This window comes from Olleya sediminilitoris, assembly GCF_016785945.1.
Classification (GTDB): domain Bacteria; phylum Bacteroidota; class Bacteroidia; order Flavobacteriales; family Flavobacteriaceae; genus Olleya; species Olleya sediminilitoris.
Genome location: NZ_JAEMEF010000001.1, coordinates 158,180 through 175,826, shown reverse-complemented (window position 1 = coordinate 175,826; position 17,647 = coordinate 158,180). Strand labels below are relative to the sequence as shown.

The following is a 17,647-nucleotide window of genomic DNA, read 5'->3' as shown; positions in this document are numbered from 1 at the left end:
TTAAAAATAAATGTTTCAAATAGAAGAAAAAATATGGTTTTGGACGCTACTGGTAGTACCAGTTTTAGTTGTCTTCTTTTTGTTGCTTCAGTATTGGAAAAAACGCACACAAAAAAAGTTTGCTAATAAAGGGTTATTAAAACGTTTAAGCCCAGAACAATCTTTGTTTAAATCGGTATTAAAGTTAGTCGTAATCTGTTTGGCTTTTGCTAGTTTAAGCATTGCTTTGGTCAATCCAAAAGTAGGAACTAAATTAGAAACCATTAAACGCGAAGGTGTTGATATTGTATTTGCTGTGGACGTTTCTAAAAGTATGTTGGCAGAAGATATTAAACCTAGTAGACTTGAAAAAGCAAAGCAATTGGTATCCAAAATAATGGATAATTTAGGTAGTGATCGTGTAGGTATTATTGCTTACGCAGGAAAAGCATTTCCGCAGTTACCAATTACAACAGACTATGCAGCTGGAAAAATGTTTTTACAAAACATGAATACAGACATGTTATCCTCTCAAGGAACAGCCATTAACGAAGCTATAAATTTAGCTAAAACGTATTATGATGATGACCAACAGACTAATCGTGTGTTAATGATTATTTCTGATGGTGAAGATCATAGCGAAGACGCTATAACGGTTGCTGAAGAAGCAAGTAAAGAAGGGATTAAGATTTTTACAATTGGTGTAGGAAATGCTAAAGGTGGTCCAATACCATTAAGGCGTAAAGGCACATTGTTAGGTTATAAAAAAGACAAACAAGGCGAAACCGTTATTACTAAACTAAACGAGCAAACTCTTAAAGATATTGCTAGTCAAGCTAACGGTACTTACATTAATGGAGCCATAACAGATAAGGTTGTAAAACAAGTTAAAGACCTTTTAAATAAAATGGATAAAAAAGAATTTGAAGCACAACAAATTGCAGATTTTAAAGATCAATTTCAATGGTTTTTAGGTTTAGCAATACTGTTATTTTTTATCGATATTTTCTTATTAGAAAGAAAAACAGCTTGGCTAAAAAAATTAAACCTATTTAACGAGAATTTATAAAACCCTTAACATCAACACTTTTAAGTCTTTAGTATATTTACGAGTTAATAAATTTAAATGAAAAATATTTTTACCTTTATAATATTACTGTTATCTATTACTACAATAGCTCAAGATGCTGATGAGATAACAGCAGAACAAAAAGCAGCTTTAAAGCAGGAGTTAAAAGCACAAAGTTATGTTGCTGATGCAAATGACTTGGCTAATAATGACGCTTTTGTTGAAGCCGAAATGGAATATCGTAAAGCATTGTCTTTACAACCAAAACAAGCAGTAGGAGCTTATAATTTGGGACATCAATATTTTAAAAAAGGTAATTTTGAAGAAGCTTTATATAGACATCAACAAGCAGCTAAAAATGCTGTAACTAAACAAGAAAAACATAGAGCCTTCCATAATATTGGTAACATTTTAATGGAAGAAAAAAAATGTAAAGAAGCAGTTGAAGCCTATAAAAATGCTTTAAGAAGTATGCCTACAGATGATGAGACTAGATACAACTTTGCAATAGCAAAAGAGTGTGCTAAAAATCAGAAAGATGACGAGCCTCAAGAGGACGATAAGGACGGAGAAAATAACAAGGATAAAGACGAGAACAAGGATAAGGATCAAAAAGAAAATAACGAAAAGGAGCAGGAAGATAAAGATCAAAAAGATCAAGGAGAGCAAGATAAAAAGGAAGGTGATAAAGATGAAGATAAAGAAGGAGATCCTAAAGATGATAAGAAACAAGATCCAAAAGAAGGCGATCAAAAAGATCAGCAAAAACAACCACAACCAGGACAAATGTCGCCTCAACAAATTAAAAATTTGTTAGAAGCTATGAATAATCAAGAACAAAAGGTTCAAGAAAAAATTAACGCCCAAAAAGTTAAAGGTGCAAAGCAAGAGACTGATAAGGATTGGTAAGTAAATCCCTATATTTGCAAAATTATATGAAATTATTACAATACATATTAGTTGTTTTTTTGACCTGCTCGACAACACTTGTAGTCGCACAGGATAGTGATACAGTTTCGTTTCAAGCTAAAGTTAGTAAAAAACGTTTGGCATTAAACGAGCGGTTACGTGTCGATTTTCAAATGAATAAAGATGGAGATAATTTTGTGCCTCCAAGTTTTTCAGACTTTGTTGTTGTAGGTGGACCAAACCAATCCGTTAGTAATTATTGGGATGGTAAGCAACGTAGATTTACTAAAATCTATAGCTATTTTTTAGCACCAAAAAAAATGGGGACTTTCACCATTAATACAGCTAAAATAGAAGTTGATGGTGTGGCTTACACAACAAAACCAATAACAGTTAAAGTAACAAAAGCACAAGAAAAACCTGAAGATCCAAATGATCCTGATTACATACTTCAAGAAAATATTCATCTTGTAACAGAGGTTTCTAAAAGTAGCCCTTATTTAAACGAACCTATTACTGTGGTTTACAAATTGTATGTCGCACCAAGAACAGGTATTAGTAATTATCGCGAAATTGAGAGTCCTAAATTTGATGGTTTTTGGAGCCAAAGTTTAGACGATAAAGGTGTGAAAATTAAAAACGGAACCTATAAAGGTGAAGATTATAGATTTGTAACTTTAAGAAAAACCGTTTTATACCCTCAAAAAACTGGTAAATTAACCATTGAGCCTATTAGTCTTGATATTACCCTTGAAGTACCAACCAATAGACGTGACATTTTTGGTAATAGAATAACAACTCAAGCTCACAGAACTATAAGTGCCAGTACCAGAACTGTAGACGTAAAAGCATTACCCGAAAATGGTAAACCAGATAATTTTACAGGAGCAGTTGGAGATTTTAAATTTAATGTAACTGCATCCAAAAATAGTTTAAATGCAACCGAGTCTTTACAGGCTAAAATATTAGTCTCAGGAAAAGGAAATTTAAAATTATTTGAGTTACCTAAATTAAAGACACCAAGTACTTTAGAGGTTTATGAGCCAGAACATCAAGAAAATGTTAGAACGTATTCTGGTGGCATGCAAGGTTCAATATCAGATAGTTATACAATTATACCTCAATACAAAGGTAAATTTCCAATACCATCTGTAAGCTTTTCATATTTTGATTTAAAAACCGAAACATATAAAGAAATAACCTCAGAGGATATTGTTGTAAATGTTATTGAAGGTCCTGTTTATGCAGAAGATGATAATAATTTACCAGTTTCTAGTACAGGAAAACAAGCAGTTACTTTAAATGAAGATCAGTTTGCTTTTATAAAAACGAAGGCTAATTTTCAAAATAAAAAAAATCAAACTTTTTTAAATTCACCTATATTCTGGACAAGTTTAGTAGGACCATTATTAGCAATTCCGTTAGCATTAGTCTACAGAAGAAAGCGTGAAGAAAGACTAGCAGATGTTACAGGTAACCGTAAACGTAAAGCAGATAGATTAGCTAAAAAGTATTTAACCGAAGCTAAAAAAGCATTAGGTCAAAAAGAAGCCTTTTACATTGCGCTTGAAAAAGCATTACATAATTACTTAAAAGGAAGGCTGTCTATACAGACTTCGGATTTAAGTACAGAAAAAATCACAAGTTTGTTAAAAGAAAAAGGAGTAGAAGATCATGTTATCAAGGACTTTGAAGCGATTTTAGAAAACTGTAACCTTGCGCGTTATACACCTATAACAACAGTGACAATGCAGCAAGATTATCAAAAGTCTGCTACGACAATAAACTTAATAGACAAGCAAATTAAATAACCTGTTTTATTTCCGCTTAAGCGGAAACCCTTAAAATGAAACATATAATTTACATATTTCTTTTTTTCTTCGGAAGCTTAGCTGCTCAAAATCAATCTGTTTTTGAACAAGCCAATGCATTATATACCGACGGTAATTATAAAGAAGCTATAACTAAGTATCAATCTATATTAGACAGTAAGCAACATGCAGCTGAGGTCTACTATAACCTAGCTAATGCGCACTATAAACTTAATAACATTGCTCCAAGTATTTATTATTATGAAAAAGCCTTGCAGTTAAACCCTAATGACCAAGAGGTTTTAAACAACATCGTTTATGCTAAAAAAATGACTGTTGATGCTATACAGCCTGTGCCTAAAATTGGTTTGTCAAGATTTTTTAATAAAATAACAAACCTATTGACTTTTGATAGTTGGGCAAGATTAGCAGTAGTGTTAATGATAGCTTTTGTGATTTTATTTTTAGTGTACTACTTTACTTTTAGTACTAGTTTTAAAAGGCTGTCCTTTACTTTAAGTGTTGTCTTTTTGTTTTTATCATTAACAAGTTTAAGTTTAGCATTTCAAAAACAAGCTTTAGATAAAAAAGATAATCCAGCAATAGTTTTTGCTCAAGAAAGTGAAGTAAAATCAGAGCCAAACCTAGGTGGTGACAAAGCTTTTGTATTACATGAAGGTACTAAAGTGCAAGTTTTAGATACTATTAATAACTGGAAAAAAATTAAAATTGCAGACGGTAAAGTAGGATGGATTATAGCAACAGATATTAAATTGTTGAATAATTTTTAAATAATCCTTAACGTTTAAGTGAAGCTTTAGCATTATATTTGTTTTTATCAACAAGAAAAATGCATAAAAAGCTAATTTCCATATTTTTTATATTATTGTTTGTGGGCTTAATTACAGCTCCATCAATAATTGTTGCTATAGATGATTCTGTAGACATGTCCGAGTTTTATAGCTTGTCAGAAGAAGAGGAAGAAAATAAAAATGTTAGCTTGATTTTTATAGTGCAAGATTTAGAAGATAGTTTATCAGAACATTCAGATGATGATAATATACTAGAGTATTTTTCTAAGAGTTATCCAAAACCTCACCTAAATTTAATATCTCCACCTCCCGAATTCATTTAGTAATTACAGATCCACTAGACTTTTTTTTAGAGTCTATTTAATTAATTATTAAAATATCCATTAAGCAAGTTCTTAATGGTAAAAATGAATTTAGATATGTTTAAAACATTAAAAAATGACTTACCTGCAAGTATTGTCGTATTTTTTGTAGCATTACCATTATGTTTAGGTATTGCTTTAGCCAGTGGTGCGCCACTTTTTTCAGGGTTAATAGCTGGAATAATAGGAGGTATAGTAGTTGGAGCCTTAAGTGGCTCTAAAATTGGTGTTAGTGGTCCTGCTGCTGGATTAGCAGCAATTGTTTTAACTGCAATAGGTAGTTTAGGTGGTTACCAAAACTTTTTAGTAGCAGTTGTTTTAGGAGGAGTTATTCAAATTGTATTTGGAGTCTTAAAAGCTGGTATTATTGGATATTACTTCCCTTCATCTGTTATTAAAGGGATGCTGACAGGTATTGGTATTATAATTATATTAAAACAAATCCCTCACTTTTTTGGGTACGATGCAGAGCCAGAAGGAGCAGATAGTTTTTTAGAAACTTCTGGAGAAAATACATTCTCGGCAATATTGAATATCACAGATAATATCACAATGGGATCCATGGTAATTGGTCTTATTGGTTTAGCTATTTTGCTATTATGGGACAAAGTATTGTCTAAAAAAGGTAAAATTTTTCAAATAATACAAGGTCCTTTAGTTGCGGTTGTTTTAGGTATCGTATTTTATGTAGTAACTCAAGGTTCAAGTTTAGCTATAAATCCTTCTCATTTAGTTAGTGTTCCAGTACCTGAGGATGCAGCTTCATTTATAGGGCAATTTAGTTTTCCTAATTTTTCTGCTATTACAAATCCACAAGTATGGTTAGTAGCTTTTACTATAGCATTAGTAGCAAGTTTAGAAACGTTATTGTGTGTAGAGGCAACAGATAAGATAGATCCACATAAAAATGTAACACCTACTAATCGCGAATTATTAGCCCAAGGTACAGGTAATATTATTTCTGGTTTAATAGGAGGTTTACCTATTACTCAAGTAATTGTGCGTAGTTCGGCAAATATACAATCTGGAGGTCGCAGTAAATTGTCTGCTATTATACATGGTTTTTTATTATTAATTTCGGTAATATTAATTCCAAGATTGCTTAACATGATACCATTATCAGTTTTGGCATCTGTATTATTAATAGTAGGTTACAAGTTAGCAAAACCAGGATTGTTTAAAAAAATGTATGATATGGGTTGGAAGCAATTTATACCATTTGTTGTTACAGTATTAGGTATTGTATTTATTGATCTATTATGGGGAATCGGTTTAGGATTATTAGTTGGTATTGCAGTTATTTTAATTAAAAGCTATCAAAACTCACATTTCTTAAATATCGAAGATAAAAGCGATGGTAAACATACAATTAAGATGACATTAGCAGAAGAGGTTACTTTTTTTAATAAAGGAGCTATTTTAAAAGAATTGGAAGCGTTACCAATAGATACATATCTTGAAATTGATGTTAGAAAAACCAGATATCTAGATAATGATATTATTGAAATCTTAGAAGATTTTGCATTTAAAGCAAAAGAAAGAAATATTGATATTCAAATTATTTCAGAACGTGGTGTTGTTGAAAACCCAGATAGTTTTATAGAGTTTTTTAAACTAAGACCAATAACATCATAACTTACTAAAAATTAAAAACACACAAATTGATGAAAGCACATACTAAAGAAACACAGGCTACAATGACTCCTGAAAAGTCATTACAATTTTTAAAAGAAGGAAATCAAAGATTTCAAAGTAATTTAAAAGCTAACCGTAATTTACTAGAACAAGTAAACGATACTAGTGAAGGACAATTCCCATTTGCAACTATTTTAAGTTGTATAGACTCACGTGTGTCTGCCGAGTTAGTGTTTGATCAAGGATTAGGAGATATTTTTAGTGTACGTATTGCAGGTAATTTTGTAAACGAAGACATTTTAGGTAGTATGGAGTTTGGTTGTAAATTAGCAGGAACAAAGCTAGTTGTTGTATTAGGACATACCAGCTGTGGTGCAATAAAAGGAGCATGTGATCATGCAGAAATGGGTAACTTAACTAAGTTAATCGAGAAGATTAATCCTGCTGTAAATGCTGTTACAGAGCCTAAAGATGAGAGTCAACGTAATTCTAAAAATTTAGCATTTGTTGATGAAGTCTCTAAGAAAAACGTACAATTAACAATTGACAGAATTCACGCAGAAAGTCCAATTTTAAGTGAAATGGAAAAAAACGGTGAAATTAAAATAGTTGGAGCAATGTATGATATTAATACAGGAGCTGTCGAGTTTTATTAATAGACTTTATAGTAATGCATATATTTAAATTCAAAATAAAAACCATTTTAGCAACACTAACATTTATGTTAGTGTTGCCTTTTTACGGTCTAAGTCAAGAAAGTAATTTAGGAAATTGGTTAATATATATAGGTAGTAAGCAGTTAAAAAACGGATGGAATATCCATAATGAAGTCCAATATAGAAACTATGATGCTGTAGGAGATCTAGAACAATTGTTGTTAAGAACAGGTTTAGGATATAATTTAACCGAAAACAATAATAATCTACTATTAGGTTATGGTTACATTTTGTCAGAAAACTATGTTGGAGATACAGACAAAAAAGTATCAGTAAACGAGCATCGTATTTTTCAGCAATTTACTACAAAACAAAAAATAGGTAGCATAGGTTTAAGCCATCGTTATCGTTTCGAGCAACGTTTTGTAGAAGAAGATTTTAAAATGCGTTTCAGGTATTTTTTAGGATTAAAAGTTCCGCTTCAAAATAAACCAGATGGTAATAATCCTTTATACCTTTCAGCTTATAACGAGATTTTTTTAAACACAAAAACCTCTATATTTGATCGTAACAGATTATATGGTGGTTTAGGATATCAGTTTTCTAAACAACTACGTTTAGAATTAGGTTACATGAATCAGTTTTTTGAAACCTCAAGCCGAGACCAAATAAATATAATAGCCTTCGTAAATTTTTAAAAGGCAACATTATTATAGTGTAAATTAAAGCCGATAGCTTATTGTCGGCTTTTTTTATGCTAAAAAAGTAGTACATTGTAAAAACCAATCTAATAATATAAATTAATGAAACGTTTATTTAGTAATATAAAAGGAGATGCTTTTGGAGGTATAACAGCTGGTATTGTTGCACTACCACTAGCTTTAGCATTTGGAGTATCCTCAGGTTTAGGACCTAGTGCAGGTTTATATGGAGCCATTTTTATAAGCTTTTTTGCTGCACTTTTTGGTGGTACAGCAACACAAATTTCTGGTCCAACTGCACCAATGACAGCTGTAAGTATGGTTGTTATTGCAGGTATTATAGCAACTAATGATGGTGATGTCACTAAAGCATTACCTTATATTTTATCCGTTTTCTTATTAGCAGGTTTAGTGCAAGTAGGATTAGGTGTTTTAGGTTTTGGTAAATACATAAAGTATATACCATACCCAGTAGTTTCAGGGTTTATGACAGCTATAGGAGTCATTATTTTAGTAACTCAAATTTTACCATCAATTGGTTATTATCCAAAAGAGGATACAGCATATGTAAGCCAATTTAATGCAGAAGCAGAAGAAGTTATACTTCAAAATTATTTAAATGAAGATGCTAGTAAAAGGACTTTAGTAATAGATGACTTTAAACAAACCATTATTAAGGCAGAAGCAATTACAACAGCTAGTATTGATAAAGAAGCCAAAACTATTGCCAAAGCTAAATCGTCTGGTGTTTTGGGTACTTTAAAAGTCTTACCAAGAGCACTTCAAAATATAAATTGGTTAGAGTTAACATTAGCATTATCAACAATATTTATTGTGTATGGTTTTAAAAAAATCACAACTAAAATACCAAGTGCATTAGTTGCATTAGTAGTCGTGTCAGGAGTTGCTTATGGCTTCGGTTTAGGTTACAAACCAATAGAAGAAATACCTTCAGGTTTACCAATTCCAAATTTTGAGATAATAACAGGATTTAGCTTTAGTAGTATTTCACCATATATATTCACAGCATTAACATTAGCAATGTTAGGTGCAATAGACTCCTTATTAACAAGCGTTGTAGCAGATAATATGACTAAAACCAACCATAATCCTAATAAAGAATTAATAGGTCAAGGTATAGGTAATAGTATAGCATCCATTTTTGGAGGTATTCCAGGAGCAGGAGCAACCATTAGAACTGTTGTTAATATTAATGCAGGAGGACGTACTAAATTATCAGGTATGATAGCTGGTGTAATGTTGTTATTTGTATTATTAGCTTTAGGTCCAATAGCATCCAAAATACCAGCAGCAGTATTAGCCGGAATATTAATTACTGTAGGTATAGGTGTGATGGATTATAAAGGCCTAAAAGCAATAGCTGCTATGCCTAAAGACATGAAAATTGGTCCTGTTAAACTTAGCTCAGAAGTATTAATCATGTTTATTGTTTTAGTATTGGCTAGTGTATGGGATTTAATTTTTGCAGTAGGTATTGGTTTAGTTATAGCATCATTGTTTTTTATGAAAAAAATAGGTGATTTAACAGCTCAACATTCAGATGTAAAACCATTAAAAGAAGAAGCTTGGGACGATGAAGGCGATTTTCCATCAGATTTAAAAGAAGAAGTTTTTATAAAACACATCAAAGGACCACTATTTTTTGGATCAACCTCAGACTTCCAACAGTTAGCAAAGCAAATACCACCAACAGCTAAAAAAGTTGTGATTAGATTAGGACGTATGCCATATATAGATCAATCTGGTTTATACGCAATGGAAGATGTTTTACTAGACTTAAAAAGACGAAATATTGATGTGCTATTTGTAGACCTTGCAAAGCAACCACGATACATGATGGAGCGTATAGATATTGTTCCAGATTTAATACCAAATCAACACATATTCAAGGACTTTAATACGTGTTTAAATTGGGTAAAGTCAAATGTAAAAAACGTTGTTTAATTAAACGTCACTATCGTTAGTAGGTTCAGAAGGATCAATAATTGGATTGCTATTGTCTTCGTCAGATTTAATTATCGTCGGAAAAACCATAGGAGCCAATGACTTAACAGGAGAGTATAAAATAGAATTTTCAATATCGTCATCCTCAACAAACGGGATGGCGTTATTCATTTTATCAAAAACAATAAGAAGAACACTTAAAATTAACCCCACTTTTAAAACACCAAAAGCAGCACCTAAAAGCTTATTTAAAATACCTAAAGACGCAAAATCTGCCAATTTAGTCAATGCTTTTCCTGCCAAACTAATCACCAAAATTATAATTACAAAGGTAATTGCAAAAGCAACGGTATTAATTGTTTTCTCGTTCCATGATGTTTTATCCATTAAAAATTCAGCAACAAAATAACTAAAATGGATTGCACCATAAACACCAGCAATTAAGGCAACAATAGAGGCAAGCTCAACAAAAAGTCCCTTAAATAAACCACGTACTAAACCAAATAAAAGCAAAGCACCTAAAACAATATCAATTAAAGCCATAAAGTTAGATTTTAGACAAATATAAATTAACTTTGCGACTTTAAAATTATTATGGCAAGAGACGAAGAACTAAAACAACGTTGGGACGAAGTAGTAACCAAACTATCAGCCCAATTTGCAGATGGAGACACCTTAGATTTGGACGCAATTATATACTTAATTGGCGTACAAGAATTAGGACAATTAGAGCGTAAATTTAAAAAAGACCACAAATTAGACCTTATGCATATAGCAATTTGCAAACTACTAACGCCATATGGTTACTACGAGTTTGATTTTGTTGATAAAGACGGTTGGCCACACTATAAAGCAAAAGAAACATTACCACACTTAAAAGCAGGAGAACAAAGTATTTTAATGAAAGAAGCCATTGTAAATTATTTTATAGAAACTCAGTATATAAAATAATTTTGGGCGTTACCCAAGGGTCGCGCTCTCGGCAGTCGCTTTTAATTTGCTTTAAGGCAAATAAAAGAGCTTCAACAAATGCCTCCATCCCTAACGCAAATCACGACGTTTTTAATTTACTATCTAACAAAAAGATATAAGTATGTCAAGCACAGTTAATTGAATGTTTCTAGTTAATAAAAAACTAAATATATAAAGTATTAATACTTACAATTACTAATAAAAGATATATGTTTGTTTTAAATTAATCTTATAATTTGTAAATAATGAAAAAATTAACCTTAGTATTTAGCCTATTTTCACTTATACTTTTTTCTTGTGGAAATGATGATGATAATGGAGATTCAATAACCCAAGACCCGTTTATTGCAACTTGGCAATATTACAAATACTTTGAAGATGGAACAGAAATTGTTTTAGAAGATTGTGAAACTCAGTCAACATTTCAAGTTTTTGAAAATGGGGATTTTATGTCAACTTTTTACGAACTAGATACGAATGATGATTGTCAAATAGAAGGAACTACTAATGGTACCTGGGAAAATGTTGGGAATGGCTTTTATTCTACGACCTTTGATGGAGAAACTGTAACTAGTGAAGTTCATTTTGATGGTAATACATTGTATTTTGAAGATGTAGATGGTGGTATAACTTATAGAGATGTGTATATTAAAATATAAGTAAACTTATTATTTATTAAACTCCTTATTTATAATAAGGAGTTTTTTTATGCCTAAAAATCATTAGATTTGCTAACCATTTAGATCCTGAAATAAATTCAGTACAAAAGATTATGATAGACAAGATTAAAGAATTAATTGCAGAAGCAGAAGCATTCAAAGCTGAAACTAAAGAAGACATAGAAGCCTTTAGAATAAAGCTTTTAGGACAAAAAGGTATTGTGAAGCAATATTTTGCCGAATTTAAAAATGTTGCAAATGATCAGAAAAAAGAATTTGGTCAAGTAATCAACACCCTTAAAAATACAGCTCAAAATAAAGTTAACGCTTTAAAGGAAGAGCTAGAAAACAATACACAAGACGCTGGAATTAGTGGTGATTTATCACGTCCAGGAGAGCCAATACAAATAGGATCACGTCATCCAATATCTATAGTTAAAAATCAAATTATAGATATATTTTCTAACATTGGATTTAATGTAAGCGAAGGTCCAGAAATTGAAGATGATTGGCACAACTTTACAGCATTAAACTTACCAGAATACCATCCAGCAAGAGATATGCAGGACACGTTTTTTGTACAAACTAATCCAGATATTTTATTACGTACGCATACCAGTTCTGTACAAGTAAGATATATGGAAGATAACAAACCACCAATACGTACAATTTCTCCTGGTAGAGTGTACCGTAATGAGGCAATATCTGCACGTTCGCATTGTTTTTTCCATCAAGTAGAAGGTTTATATATTGATAAAGATGTTAGTTTTGCAGACCTTAAACAAACTTTACAATACTTTACAACTGAGTTGTTTGGTAAATCTAAAATTAGATTACGTCCTTCATACTTTCCGTTTACAGAACCAAGCGCAGAAATTGATGTGTATTGGGGACTTGAAACAGAAACAGATCACAAAATTACAAAAGGAACAGGATGGTTAGAAATTGGAGGTTGTGGTATGGTAGATCCTAATGTGTTAACCAATTGCGGTATTGATGCAGAAGAATATTCTGGATTTGCATTTGGAGTAGGTATAGATCGTATAGCCATGTTATTACATCAAATTAGCGATATAAGATTGTTAAGCGAAAATGATGTTAGATTTTTAGAGCAATTTAAATCTGCATTATAGAGTATTGATATTCAAATAAATAATATTAAAAGCCAACTGTTAACAGTTGGCTTTTTTATTTAACAACACTTTAACTTCGTTTAGTTCGGTTTGTTCCGAACTAAAATATAAATTTGCAATGGATTTAGGTTTTGTAAACTTCATATTCCTAAATAGAACTAAAATTATTTAATAATGAAAGAAGAAATCTGCAAACAAAAAATGAGCTTGGTTGAAAAGTTAGGCGTTCATTTAGAAAACAGAGAGCAATTAGCACCTGTTGCTGCACGTATTTTAGCTTATATCATTTTAACAGGTAAAAAAGGGACCACATTTGAAGAAATGGTAACTGTATTGTGTGCAAGTAAGAGTACTATATCAACGCACCTTAATCATTTACAAGATTTAAACAAGATTCAATACTTCACAAAAACGGGAGATCGTAAAAAGTATTTTGTAATAAAAAAAGATACCATCATTCAGCATATAGATAATATGGTTAGTCATTGGGATGAAGAGCGTAAAATACACGTAGAAATTAAAGACTATAAAGAAAGTATCAATAATACTAAAATTAAAAATAATGATGAAAAATTTGATTTAAGTTTTCATGATGATTATATCAAATTTATAGATGGTGCATCAGATTCAATTAAAGCATTAAGAGTAAAAATAACAGACAATCAATTCAATATTTAATAAAGTAAAAAATGAGACATAATAAATTATTAACAATACTATCACTAAGTGTATTCTTAGTCATTGTAAGTTGTGGTAGTAAAGACCAAAATAAACCTGTTGTAGAGGCTCCTCCAGCACCTTTTCCTGTAACGCAATTACAAACAAAAACCGTTACAGGTTATACAGAGTATCCAACAACAATAGAGGGTAAAGTTAATAGTGATGTTAGGGCAAAAACTTCTGGTTATGTAGAAAAAGTATACGTAGACGAAGGTCAAAAAGTACGTAAAGGACAAGTGCTTTTTAAATTAGAAACACAATCGTTAAGTCAAGATGCAGGAGCAGCAAAAGCACGCGTTAATGTGGCACAGGTAGAGGTTGATAAACTAATTCCTTTAGTAGAAAAAAATATTATTAGTCCAGTACAATTAGAAACAGCTAAAGCTAATTTAGCTCAAGCTAAAGCTAATTATAGTGGTGTAACTGCAAATATTGGTTATGCCACCATTAAAAGTCCTATTGATGGGTTTGTTGGAGCCATTAATTTTAGAGAAGGTGCTTTAATTAGCCCAAGTGATGCAACTCCATTAACAACAGTTAGCCAAATAGATCAAGTATATGCTTTTTTTAGTTTTAACGAAGCACAATATATCGATCATTTACAACGCTCAGAAGGTCAAAACAAAGCAGAGCGTATTAAAAATTCGCCAGACTTAACTTTAGTTTTAGCGAATGGTAAGGAGTATTCTGAAAAAGGACGTATTCAAACCAGTACAGGACAGATTAACCAAAGTACAGGTACTATTCAAATTAGAGCAGCTTTTGATAATCCAAACGAAATTTTAACCAACGGAAACAGCGGAAAAATTAAATTTCCAATAGAGTATAAAGATGCTATCGTTGTACCACAAACTGCAACTTTTGAGCAACAAGGTAATGTTATGATTTTCAAATTAGGAGAAAATAACAAAGTAGAGACTTCTATTTTAAAAGTAAAAGGTACTGTAGATAACTTATATGTTGTAGAGTCTGGTGTAGCAGCAAACGACAAGATTATAGTATCTGGTATTGGAAAACTAAGAAGCGGTATGGCAATTGCGCCTCAAGAAACTTCTTTTGAAGAAGCTATTAAGCCGGTTGCAACATTATTTAGAAATTAGATAAACACCAAACATATTTATCATGTTAAAAACATTTATTGAAAGACCAGTACTTTCAACAGTAATCTCTATTATCATAGTTATGCTAGGTGTTATTAGTATAACTACCTTACCAATAGAGGAATATCCAGATATTGCACCACCAACTATTAAAGTAACTGCAAATTACACAGGTGCAAATGCAGAGACCGTTTTAGAGAGCGTTATTGTTCCTATCGAGGAGCAAATTAATGGTGTAGAAGGTATGACTTACATTACCTCTACAGCATCAAATAATGGTACTGCCGAAATTACGGTATATTTTGATCAAGAAACAGATGCCGATATTGCAGCTGTAAACGTTCAAAACCGTGTAGCTAGAGCCACACCATTACTACCACAAGAGGTAACACAAACAGGAGTTGTAACACAAAAGCAGGAAACCAGTGCTTTGATGTTTATTTCTATGTATTCTGAAAACGATAACTACGACGCTACATTTATTCAGAATTACTTAAAAATTAACGTTATTCCAGCAATGCAACGTATTAGTGGTGTTGGAGATGTTAGTGTATTTTCACAACAAGATTACGCTATGCGTGTTTGGTTAAATCCAGAAAAATTAGCGTCTTATAACTTAATACCTTCAGATATTACTGCAGCTTTAGCAGAGCAAAATTTAGAAGCAGCAGCAGGTTCTTTAGGTGAAAATAATGGTGAATCATTTTCATATACATTAACCTATAGTGGTCGTTTTAAAGACGAAGCGCAATACAGCGATATTGTAATTAAAGCTTTAGGAAACGGAGAATTTTTACGCTTAAAAGATGTGGCAACTATTGAGTTAGATGCACAATCATACTCATCTAATGCCATGAGTATGGGTAATCCAGCAGTTTTTATGGGAATTTTCCAGACTAAAGGATCTAACGCACAAGAAATTATTGAAAACATTAAAGTGACTTTAGAAGATGTAAAAGCAGATCTTCCTGAAGGTTTAGACATTTTTGTACCATACGATACCAGTTTATTCTTAAACGCTTCAATAGAAAAAGTAATTAGCACATTATTAGAAGCCTTTTTATTGGTATTCTTAGTAGTATTTATCTTTTTACAAGATTTCCGTTCTACATTGATTCCTGCAATTGCAGTACCAGTATCTATTATAGGTACCTTCTTCTTCTTAAATGTTTTTGGCTATTCTATTAACTTACTAACATTGTTTGCCTTAGTACTTGCTATTGGTATTGTAGTAGATGATGCTATTGTTGTTGTAGAAGCTGTTCATGCTAAAATGGACGAAGGAGAACACAACCCGAAAAAAGCAACATTAACTGCAATGAACGAAATTTCTGGAGCCATAATCTCAATTACCTTGGTAATGGCAGCGGTATTTATTCCAGTTACGTTTATTACTGGACCAACAGGTGTTTTTTATGAGCAATTTGGTGTTACGTTAATTATTGCCATTTTAATTTCGGCAGTAAATGCATTAACCTTAAGTCCTGCATTATGTGCTTTATTATTAAAAGAACATAAAGAAGATGAAGATCTAAAAGGAAAAGGACCATTAAAACGTTTTTATACCTTATTCAACCGTGGATTTAATGCAACCATTAATAGATACGGTAAATCATTACAGTTTTTATATAAAAGAAAATTTGTTTCAGTATTACTATTAATTATTGCAGGTGTTGGTATTTATTGGGCTTCAATGACAACTCCAACAGGTTTTGTACCTAATGAAGATAGAGGAATTGTTTTTGCAAACATCGAATTACCTCCAGGAGCATCATTAGATAGAACAGATGCTGTTTCAAGAAAATTATATGCTCAAATTGAAGGTATAGAAGGTATTGAAGCTGTTAACTTTATTAAAGGTAGAAGTTTAATAAGTGGTGCTGGTAGTAATTATAGTTTTGGTATTATAAAACTTAAAAACTGGGATGAACGTGAAGACGAGTCGTTATCAGCGCAAGCTATTACAGGAAAATTATTTGGTGTAGCAGCAGGAATACCAGATGCCAATATTATATTCTTTTCACCTCCAAGTATACGTGGTTTTGGTAACTCATCAGGTTTCGAAATTAATTTATTAGATAAATTTGGTGGTGAGTTTACAGATTTAGATCAAGTCAATAAAGACTTTTCTATGGCTTTAATGAGTCATCCAGAAATTAAATATGCACAATCTTCTTTTAGTACTAATTATCCTCAATATGAAATGGAAGTTAATGTACCATTAGCAAAGGAAAAAGGTGTCTCTGTTAATAGTATATTTTCAACATTACAAGGTTATATAGGTGGAATTTATGCATCTGATTTTTCTAGATTTGGAAAACAATATAGGGTATACATTCAAGCATTACCAGAAGATAGAGCAGACGAGAATGCCTTAAACAGCATGTTTGTGCGTACAGATTCTGGCGAGATGACGCCTGTTACACAGTTTGTAACCTTAGAGCGTGTGTATGGTCCACAATCGGTAACACGTTTTAACCTTTTTAATTCTACCATGATTTCTGGTGCTACTAACGATGGCTATAGTACAGGTGATGCTATTAGAGTTATTGAGGAAGAGGTAGCAAAACTACCAAGTAATTATACAGTTGCTTACTCAGGTTTAACACGTGAAGAGGTAAACGCAGGAAACCAAACGACGTTCATATTTATATTAAGTATCTTATTTGTATACTTTTTATTAAGTGCACAATACGAAAGTTACTTGCTACCATTTGCTGTAGTATTATCATTACCATTTGGTGTATTTGGTGCCTATATAAGTACTAAATTCTTAGGGTTAGAAAACAATATATATTTCCAGATTGCCTTAATCATGCTTATTGGTTTGTTGGCTAAAAATGCCATACTTATTGTTGAGTTTGCTTTACAGCGAAGAAAACAAGGAGAAAGTATTGTAGATGCAGCGATAGATGGTGCTAAGTCACGTTTACGTCCAATTTTAATGACATCGTTTGCCTTTATCTTGGGATTAATGCCTTTAGCTTTAGCTTCAGGTGTTGGGTCTGAAGGAAACAACTCTATTGGTTCTGGAGCAGCAGGCGGAATGCTTATTGGTACCATTTTAGGAGTCTTTGTTATTCCTATCTTATTTATATTTTTCCAATGGTTACAAGAAAAAATTTCAGGAAAACCAACATTACAAACTATTGAATATTAAGACA

The 17,647-nt window shown here is 31.8% G+C and carries 16 protein-coding genes; 15 read left to right on the top strand and 1 reads right to left on the bottom strand.

Features of this window, described 5'->3' with window-relative positions; translation table 11 throughout:
- The first annotated feature begins 10 nt into the window (after nucleotides 1-10).
- The 9 genes from JAO71_RS00790 to JAO71_RS00750 all read left to right on the top strand — a co-directional run bounded on the left by JAO71_RS00790 (nucleotide 11) and on the right by JAO71_RS00750 (nucleotide 9,899).
- Entirely contained in the window at nucleotides 11-1,048 is a 1,038-nt protein-coding gene (locus JAO71_RS00790) for a VWA domain-containing protein (RefSeq protein WP_028291527.1), read from the top strand.
- 57 nt (nucleotides 1,049-1,105) lie between these two features.
- Entirely contained in the window at nucleotides 1,106-1,957 is an 852-nt protein-coding gene (locus JAO71_RS00785) for a tetratricopeptide repeat protein (protein WP_202998446.1), read from the top strand.
- Nucleotides 1,958-1,983: 26 nt separating this feature from the next.
- Nucleotides 1,984-3,768, top strand: a complete 1,785-nt coding sequence (locus tag JAO71_RS00780; RefSeq protein ID WP_202998445.1) for a BatD family protein — start codon at nucleotides 1,984-1,986, stop codon at nucleotides 3,766-3,768.
- Between the two features lie 35 nt (nucleotides 3,769-3,803).
- A complete protein-coding gene (locus JAO71_RS00775) occupies nucleotides 3,804-4,559 on the top strand; it encodes a tetratricopeptide repeat protein (protein WP_116823658.1) in 756 nt (251 codons plus the stop codon).
- Nucleotides 4,560-4,618: 59 nt separating this feature from the next.
- On the top strand, nucleotides 4,619-4,903 hold the full coding sequence (locus JAO71_RS00770) for a hypothetical protein (protein WP_028291531.1): 285 nt from the start codon (nucleotides 4,619-4,621) through the stop codon (nucleotides 4,901-4,903).
- A 96-nt stretch (nucleotides 4,904-4,999) separates the two neighbouring features.
- The gene (locus JAO71_RS00765) at nucleotides 5,000-6,577 is read left to right on the top strand and encodes a SulP family inorganic anion transporter (protein ID WP_116824522.1); all 1,578 of its coding nucleotides are present in this window, start codon (nucleotides 5,000-5,002) and stop codon (nucleotides 6,575-6,577) included.
- Between the two features lie 29 nt (nucleotides 6,578-6,606).
- Complete coding sequence (locus tag JAO71_RS00760; protein ID WP_028291533.1) at nucleotides 6,607-7,233, top strand: carbonic anhydrase family protein; 627 nt, start codon at nucleotides 6,607-6,609, stop codon at nucleotides 7,231-7,233.
- 14 nt (nucleotides 7,234-7,247) lie between these two features.
- A complete protein-coding gene (locus JAO71_RS00755; RefSeq protein ID WP_202998444.1) occupies nucleotides 7,248-7,931 on the top strand; it encodes a DUF2490 domain-containing protein in 684 nt (227 codons plus the stop codon).
- 105 nt (nucleotides 7,932-8,036) lie between these two features.
- Nucleotides 8,037-9,899 carry a SulP family inorganic anion transporter gene (locus tag JAO71_RS00750; RefSeq protein WP_116823657.1) on the top strand — a complete coding sequence of 621 codons (1,863 nt, stop codon included), beginning with the start codon at nucleotides 8,037-8,039 and terminating at the stop codon, nucleotides 9,897-9,899.
- Here JAO71_RS00750 and JAO71_RS00745 read toward each other — a convergent pair whose 3' ends face one another.
- Entirely contained in the window at nucleotides 9,900-10,442 is a 543-nt protein-coding gene (locus JAO71_RS00745; RefSeq protein ID WP_116823656.1) for a CvpA family protein, read from the bottom strand.
- Nucleotides 10,443-10,493: 51 nt separating this feature from the next.
- Between JAO71_RS00745 and JAO71_RS00740 the strand changes: the two genes are divergently transcribed.
- From JAO71_RS00740 to JAO71_RS00715, 6 genes are all read left to right on the top strand, one after another.
- Nucleotides 10,494-10,850: a hypothetical protein gene (locus JAO71_RS00740; RefSeq protein ID WP_028291537.1), complete on the top strand. Its 357-nt coding sequence runs from the start codon at nucleotides 10,494-10,496 to the stop codon at nucleotides 10,848-10,850.
- Nucleotides 10,851-11,116: 266 nt separating this feature from the next.
- Nucleotides 11,117-11,530 (top strand): lipocalin family protein, encoded by a 414-nt coding sequence (locus JAO71_RS00735; RefSeq protein ID WP_028291538.1) that lies wholly within the window; start codon nucleotides 11,117-11,119, stop codon nucleotides 11,528-11,530.
- Nucleotides 11,531-11,643: 113 nt separating this feature from the next.
- Nucleotides 11,644-12,663: a phenylalanine--tRNA ligase subunit alpha gene (pheS, locus tag JAO71_RS00730; RefSeq protein WP_116823655.1), complete on the top strand. Its 1,020-nt coding sequence runs from the start codon at nucleotides 11,644-11,646 to the stop codon at nucleotides 12,661-12,663.
- A 174-nt stretch (nucleotides 12,664-12,837) separates the two neighbouring features.
- On the top strand, nucleotides 12,838-13,341 hold the full coding sequence (locus tag JAO71_RS00725; protein WP_028291540.1) for a GbsR/MarR family transcriptional regulator: 504 nt from the start codon (nucleotides 12,838-12,840) through the stop codon (nucleotides 13,339-13,341).
- A gap of 11 nt (nucleotides 13,342-13,352) precedes the next feature.
- Nucleotides 13,353-14,483 carry an efflux RND transporter periplasmic adaptor subunit gene (locus JAO71_RS00720; RefSeq protein ID WP_116823654.1) on the top strand — a complete coding sequence of 377 codons (1,131 nt, stop codon included), beginning with the start codon at nucleotides 13,353-13,355 and terminating at the stop codon, nucleotides 14,481-14,483.
- Nucleotides 14,484-14,505: 22 nt separating this feature from the next.
- Nucleotides 14,506-17,643, top strand: coding sequence for an efflux RND transporter permease subunit (locus tag JAO71_RS00715; RefSeq protein ID WP_202998443.1), 3,138 nt, complete (start codon nucleotides 14,506-14,508; stop codon nucleotides 17,641-17,643).
- Nucleotides 17,644-17,647 lie beyond the last annotated feature (4 nt).

Excerpts from the sequence above, each read along its gene's own strand:
- JAO71_RS00735 (WP_028291538.1), top strand. The coding sequence starts at position 11,117 with ATGAAAAAATTAACCTTAGTATTTAGCCTATTTTCACTTATACTTTTT.
- JAO71_RS00745 (WP_116823656.1), bottom strand. The coding sequence starts at position 10,442 with ATGGCTTTAATTGATATTGTTTTAGGTGCTTTGCTTTTATTTGGTTTA.
- pheS (WP_116823655.1), top strand. The coding sequence starts at position 11,644 with ATGATAGACAAGATTAAAGAATTAATTGCAGAAGCAGAAGCATTCAAA.
- JAO71_RS00790 (WP_028291527.1), top strand. The coding sequence starts at position 11 with ATGTTTCAAATAGAAGAAAAAATATGGTTTTGGACGCTACTGGTAGTA.
- JAO71_RS00760 (WP_028291533.1), top strand. The coding sequence starts at position 6,607 with ATGAAAGCACATACTAAAGAAACACAGGCTACAATGACTCCTGAAAAG.
- JAO71_RS00770 (WP_028291531.1), top strand. The coding sequence starts at position 4,619 with ATGCATAAAAAGCTAATTTCCATATTTTTTATATTATTGTTTGTGGGC.
- JAO71_RS00755 (WP_202998444.1), top strand. The coding sequence starts at position 7,248 with ATGCATATATTTAAATTCAAAATAAAAACCATTTTAGCAACACTAACA.
- JAO71_RS00775 (WP_116823658.1), top strand. The coding sequence starts at position 3,804 with ATGAAACATATAATTTACATATTTCTTTTTTTCTTCGGAAGCTTAGCT.
- JAO71_RS00740 (WP_028291537.1), top strand. The coding sequence starts at position 10,494 with ATGGCAAGAGACGAAGAACTAAAACAACGTTGGGACGAAGTAGTAACC.
- JAO71_RS00725 (WP_028291540.1), top strand. The coding sequence starts at position 12,838 with ATGAAAGAAGAAATCTGCAAACAAAAAATGAGCTTGGTTGAAAAGTTA.
- JAO71_RS00715 (WP_202998443.1), top strand. The coding sequence starts at position 14,506 with ATGTTAAAAACATTTATTGAAAGACCAGTACTTTCAACAGTAATCTCT.
- JAO71_RS00780 (WP_202998445.1), top strand. The coding sequence starts at position 1,984 with ATGAAATTATTACAATACATATTAGTTGTTTTTTTGACCTGCTCGACA.
- JAO71_RS00765 (WP_116824522.1), top strand. The coding sequence starts at position 5,000 with ATGTTTAAAACATTAAAAAATGACTTACCTGCAAGTATTGTCGTATTT.
- JAO71_RS00750 (WP_116823657.1), top strand. The coding sequence starts at position 8,037 with ATGAAACGTTTATTTAGTAATATAAAAGGAGATGCTTTTGGAGGTATA.
- JAO71_RS00785 (WP_202998446.1), top strand. The coding sequence starts at position 1,106 with ATGAAAAATATTTTTACCTTTATAATATTACTGTTATCTATTACTACA.
- JAO71_RS00720 (WP_116823654.1), top strand. The coding sequence starts at position 13,353 with ATGAGACATAATAAATTATTAACAATACTATCACTAAGTGTATTCTTA.